We start from the raw sequence: 6117 nt of genomic DNA on the forward strand, positions 1-6117 counted from the left end.
ATCTAAATGAATAATTTAGTTGATGAAACAATTATTTCTTATAATGATTACTTAGATAAAGTAAAAAATGCAGGAACAATAATATAAGAGGTGAATTCATACAAGATGCTACAAGATGCTATGAATATGATTGATTCTTTAGCTGAAGGTTTGATTTGGATGAGTGAAGTAAAACGTCTATTAACACAACAAGGCGTTTTAGTCAAGTTTGATGAACAACAAATAGAAGAATTTCTAATTGAAATTAATAATGGTATAGAAATAAATGATTACGTTTTAGTTGCTGATATGTTTGAGTATGAGATTTCTCCATTTTTACAAGGATGTGATCCAATCCAAAAAATAAGTTAATAGTTTTGAAGATAGGGATGATGAGATTCTAAATGAAATTCGAAAAAATGTTGGCGAAAAATGGAGAGTATACGCTTAAGGTAAATGATAAATTAGTTTACAGTAAATATCGGCCAAAACAAGATGCCTTTAATTTCATTATAAATGAAATAGAAGAAGCACAAGGATATTTACTGATAGGATTGTGGTTAGGTTATCATTTAGAAGCTTTAATAAAATTAGTAGGTGAAAAAAAACCAATTATTGTTTATTGTTCTAAAACTGAAAAAGATTTATTTGAAGAGAATGAATCAGATTTCTGTATTCCAGATAATGTTATGATCGTAACAGAAATTGAAGCGATACAATTTGAAATAACATATCAGGTTATTATAACTAAAATTTGGTTAAGTGTTATGGATTCTAATCACCCACTATACTTACTGATTTTAGACATTAAAAACAAGCAAAAGACCTACAGACTTTACTCACCATTACTGGAGGGAAATTTCAGAAGAAATATAGAGTATGAAGATTTCCTATTGAAAGATTACTCGAATAATCTTTCAAATAAGGAGTTGGCATGTCTTATTTCTGCAGGACCTTCATTGAATAAGACAATTGACTGGTTGACTAAGGTAGATGAGCGTGTATTTGTATTAGCAGTAGGCTCAGCCTTAAAGCCATTATTAAATAGAGGTATTCAACCAAATGCGGTCATTGTCGCTGATCCTAAAATAGAGATTATGGAACAAATTCAAGATCGCAATTATAATGGTTTGTTGTTTTATTTAAGTACAGCGAATCATGAAACAGTATCGATTCATCCGTATAAACGTTGCATGCTATTACAAAATGGTTACGAAAGTGCGGAAGAACTAGCAAGTTGTATTAATTATCCTACATTAGATACGGGTGGATCTGTAGCAACGATAGCATTTAGCCTATTAGAGTATTTGGGTTTTAAAAGAATTGTATTATTCGGTCAAGATCTATCCTTCAAAGGGAACAATACACATGCCTCAGATTCAACTTCTAATACTGATGTTTTGAAGGGGTTAAAAAATGCTCAAATTTTTTCAAATAGGGGAGAGTTAGTATTTACTAGCTATAGCCTATTAAGTTATTTAAATTGGTTCAACCGAAAAATTCCAGATTCGATAGCAGAAGTATATAATACGGCAATAGATGGCGCAAAAATTAATTCAACTAAACAATTAAGTGAAGAGCAGTTTATTCATTTATGTAATAATACAGTATTTGATTAGGAGAGATGTATAAATGGGATATCTTAAGTCATTAGAACAATTTAAATCTATGGATTTAATCCAAATGAGACCACTGGTTTTTTTGGAAAATATTTTAGATAGACAGCTTGTTAATAAAACATCTGTTGATAATGGGAAAGGGTGGAGTGAAAGAAATCAATGTCCAATTTGTAAGAAAGAGAATAGTGAATATCAATTTAGTAAATTTGAATTTGATTTAGTTAAATGTAAAGAATGTAACACAGCATACTTTAATGTTATTCCTAATAATACAAATGATGTTTATTCTGCTCCACAAGCATTAGATTATTCTAAAGCGGGTTACCTAATTAATAAGGATTATCGGAAAATACGCTTTGCAGAAGAAAGAATAAACTTGATTGAAGCATATATCGACAAAACTATTAACGACATAAGTATTCTAGATGTTGGCTGCGGTACAGGGTGGTTTTTGGAGACAGCTAAGGAAAAAGGTGCAGCATGTTATGGACTAGAGTTAGGAAAACAATTAGCGCAATTCACAAGTGAGCGCTTGGAGATACCTATTTGGAATTGTGAATTAGAAGAACTTAAAACAGATAAAAAATTCGATGTTATTACCATGTTTGATTTAATCGAACATGTGAAGGATCCTGTAAGATTAATCGCATGCGCGAAATCCTTTTTAACAGAAAAAGGAATTATTTTGATTTTCACACCGCAATTTGATTCAGTAGCAATCCAAATTATGAAAGAGAAGTCTAATTTAATTATGCCAGCAGAACATTTATCCTACTTTACTGAAGAAACAGTTCAATATTTAGCGAAAGTAACTGATATGGAAATAAAATACTATGCAACAAAAGGAATAGATTTAGGCGACTTAAAAGGTTTGGCGGATTTTGAAGGTGATTTTGAGAAATCTAAATATTTTATTGAAATGTATGATATTTTACAGCCTTCAATAGATGCATCTGGTAATGGTAATCATTTGAGAGCTATTTTGTCAAAATGAAAGGTTCTATAGTTAGTCCCCTTTAAAAAGATTACCTTAAAATGTTATAGAACTTCTTACATATCTTATCTCATTTAGAGTACCTTGGGATTCAGTACTGTACTGAATATTGTAATTCTATATTATTAATTAGAAGGAAGATATAAAATTGAAAAAAAAACCGTTTATAGATATTAATGGGCGTAAAATAGGTGTTGATTATCCACCTATAGTGATTGCAGAGATTGGTATTAATCATGAGGGATCACTTAAAGCAGCGAAGGAAATGGTTGATGCTGCGTGTATGGCAGGTGCAGAAATTATTAAGCATCAAACACATGTTGTAGAAGATGAAATGAGTCCAGAGGCAAAAAGGGTAATCCCAGGTAATACAGATGTTTCAATTTATGAAGTGATGGAGCGCTGTGCGTTAAACGAGGAGGAAGAAATTGAGCTAAAGCAATATGTTGAAGCAAAAGGAATGATTTTTATAAGTACACCTTTTTCCCGTGCTGCGGCAGATCGACTTTATCGTATGGATGTTCCCGCCTATAAAATAGGCTCGGGCGAGTGTAATAATTATCCTTTAATTAAGCATATTGCATCATTCGGGAAGCCTATGATTGTTTCGACAGGAATGAATGATATTGAGAGTATAAGAAAGACTGTTGAAATAATGGAAGAATATAATGTGGAGTATGCACTATTACATTGTACTAATGTTTATCCCACACCTCCAAAACTGGTTCGTTTGGGGGGGATGCAACAATTGGAGAAAGAGTTTCCTAATGCTGTAATAGGTTTGTCAGATCATACATTAAATAATAATGCTTGTTTAGCAGCGGTTGCTGTAGGGGCTAGTGTATTAGAGCGACATTTTACGGATACTAAAGAGCGTCCAGGGCCAGATATCGTTTGCTCTATGACACCAAACGAATTAAGTGATTTAATTCAAAGTGCTAAGGAAGTAGCTCAAATGCGTGGTGGAGTTAAAGAAGCTACTAGAGAAGAACAAGTTACAATTGATTTTGCATTTGCGACAGTAGTAACAATTAAAGATATTGCCGAAGGTGAAACATTTACTGAAAAAAATGTTTGGGTAAAACGTCCAGGGACAGGAGAAATTAAAGCAGTTCATTACGAAAATATTTTAGGGAAAATGGCTACAAAAAAAATATCTGCTAACACTCATCTTGAATGGAGTATGGTGAAGTGAAGAAAATTGTTTTTATAACAGGCACACGTGCTGATTATGGAAAATTAAAAGCACTTATGCATGCTGTGGAAGAACATGAGGATTTTGAACTTCATGTCTTTGTTACTGGGATGCACATGCTCGCGAAATATGGATCTACTTATAAAGAAGTGATAAAGGATGAATTTGGATATATTTATCAATTTGTAAATACGCGTGATAATCAGAGTATGGATATCACTTTGAGTAACACTATAGTAGGTTTTAGTAATTACGTTGAAGAATTTAAGCCTGATTTAATTGTTGTTCATGGTGACCGAGTTGAAGCGTTAGCTGGTGCTATTGTAGGTGCTATTAATAATGTACGTGTAGCACATATTGAAGGTGGAGAAATTTCAGGAACTATAGACGAATCTATTCGCCATGCTGTTACAAAATTTGCACACTTTCATCTAGTAGCTAATGAACAAGCTGTAAGACATGTTGTTCAGCTTGGTGAACGAATGGAATCAATTTTTGTTATAGGCTCGCCTGATATTGATGTTATGCAAGCTAATAGTTTACCTTCTATTCACAGGACTAAAGATCGTTATGCGATTCCTTTTGATAGATACAATATCCTAATGTTTCATCCTGTTACGACAGAGATAGAAACTCTTAAAAGTCAGATAGAGCAAATTGTAGAAGCAGTAATAGCTATTAAACAAAATTTTGTCGTAATATATCCAAATAATGATGAGGGCAGTAAATTTATTTTCGATGCTTATGAAAAGTTAGAGGTAAAAGAAAATTTCAAACTCTTTCCTTCTATCAGGTTCGAACATTTTTTAACTTTACTAAAGCATGCAGATTGTATTATTGGTAACTCTAGTGCTGGAATACGAGAAGCAGGAGTATATGCGACACCTACTGTAGATATTGGAAACCGACAAAAAGGACGATATACACTTATTCAGTTACCACATATTGTACATGCTCAACCAGAAAAAAATGAAATCTTAATTGCCATAAATGAAGCACAAAAAAAACAAATTACTCCACAATCTCTATTTGGCGATGGTAATAGTGTAGATAAATTTATTACAGTTTTAGAAAACAACAACTTTTGGAATCAATCTATACAAAAGCAATTTATACCAATTTGAGGTGTTAATATGTACAATGGGAAGAGTTTTATTGCTGTTATTCCAGCTCGTGGGGGCAGTAAAGGGATACCAAATAAAAATATCGTTGAAGTAGAAGGGAAGCCACTCATTGCTTATACAATTGAAACGGCTTTACAATCAAAATATTTAGACAGGATTATAGTTTCAACTGATAATGAGGAAATTGCAATAGTTAGTAAAGATTGGGGAGCTGAAGTACCCTTTTTACGACCATCTTGTCTAGCTACAGATGAATCAAAGACAATTGAAACGGTTATCCATGTATTGGAGCAATTACAGAGCAAATATGATTATGTGGTACTTTTACAACCTACACAACCACTACGAAAGGTAGTACATATTGATAAAGCTATTCAACAAGCTATTGATAAAGAACAATCCAGTCTTCTCAGTGTATCAAGTGTGCAACAGCATCCCATCCTTATGAGAACAATAGATGAGAATGGATTGTTAAATTCAATAATTAATGGAAATAGTACAATTCGTAGACAAGATTTTCAGGAAGTATATATTGTCGATGGAACAATATATATTAATAAGATTGATGAGAACTTAACAGAAAAAACAAGTTTAAATGATAATAAATATGCTTATGTCATACAAGATTCATATATTGATATTGATAATTATAAAGATTTAGAAAGATTTCGAATGATAGTGAGTGAAAAATGTGAATGATTGCGCTGTTATGTATCATTATGTTATTAATAAAGATTTTTGGAAGGGAAGTGTACCAATATCACCGACTGATTTTGAACAGCAAATTACCTTATTAAAACAAAAATATGATATTGTTCTACCTAGTGAGCTAAATAATATTACTGAAAAACCAAAGTGTCTACTTACATTTGATGATGCTACAAAAGATCAATATATAAACGCATTTCCAATATTAAAAAAATTAAATGTAAAAGCATACTTTGCTATTATGTCAGGACCACTACAAGACAAACGTATACCTACCGTGCATTTAGTGCATGCAACGTTAGCTAATTATACAGATGAAGAAATTTGGAGTAGTTTGCAGCCATATGTAAGTAAAATAGATTTTAAATTAGCAGAGCAATATTATCATTATGAGAATAGTATTTTAAGAAGGAAAATCAAATATTCCCTTAATATGGCATTGGATGAACAGACAGCTCGAAAATTTTTGTTAGGGAAAGTAAAGAATAAGTATGGTTC

The 6117-nt window shown here is 32.1% G+C and carries 6 protein-coding genes and 1 pseudogene; all 7 read left to right on the forward strand.

What is annotated here, in order from left to right; translation table 11 throughout:
- The first annotated feature begins 90 nt into the window (after positions 1–90).
- Complete coding sequence (locus tag ACFCYJ_RS27110) at positions 91–351, forward strand: hypothetical protein (protein ID WP_376079034.1); 261 nt, start codon at positions 91–93, stop codon at positions 349–351.
- Positions 352–383: 32 nt separating this feature from the next.
- Entirely contained in the window at positions 384–1598 is a 1215-nt protein-coding gene (locus ACFCYJ_RS27115; RefSeq protein ID WP_376079036.1) for a motility associated factor glycosyltransferase family protein, read from the forward strand.
- A 13-nt stretch (positions 1599–1611) separates the two neighbouring features.
- A complete protein-coding gene (locus ACFCYJ_RS27120) occupies positions 1612–2592 on the forward strand; it encodes a class I SAM-dependent methyltransferase (protein ID WP_376079038.1) in 981 nt (326 codons plus the stop codon).
- A 148-nt stretch (positions 2593–2740) separates the two neighbouring features.
- Entirely contained in the window at positions 2741–3787 is a 1047-nt protein-coding gene (neuB, locus tag ACFCYJ_RS27125; protein ID WP_376079040.1) for an N-acetylneuraminate synthase, read from the forward strand.
- Complete coding sequence (gene neuC, locus ACFCYJ_RS27130) at positions 3784–4911, forward strand: UDP-N-acetylglucosamine 2-epimerase (protein WP_376079042.1); 1128 nt, start codon at positions 3784–3786, stop codon at positions 4909–4911. The genes neuB and neuC overlap by 4 nt, the downstream gene beginning before the upstream one ends.
- Positions 4912–4920: 9 nt before the next feature.
- Complete coding sequence (locus tag ACFCYJ_RS27135) at positions 4921–5610, forward strand: acylneuraminate cytidylyltransferase family protein (RefSeq protein WP_376079044.1); 690 nt, start codon at positions 4921–4923, stop codon at positions 5608–5610.
- Positions 5603–6117 (forward strand): annotated as a pseudogene (locus ACFCYJ_RS27140) (polysaccharide deacetylase family protein); the annotation flags it as partial. The gene ACFCYJ_RS27135 and the pseudogene ACFCYJ_RS27140, both read left to right, overlap by 8 nt.

Origin of the sequence: Lysinibacillus sp. NPDC056232 (assembly GCF_042267565.1) — a bacterium.
In the GTDB taxonomy this organism is placed as follows: Bacteria; Bacillota; Bacilli; order Bacillales_A; family Planococcaceae; genus Lysinibacillus.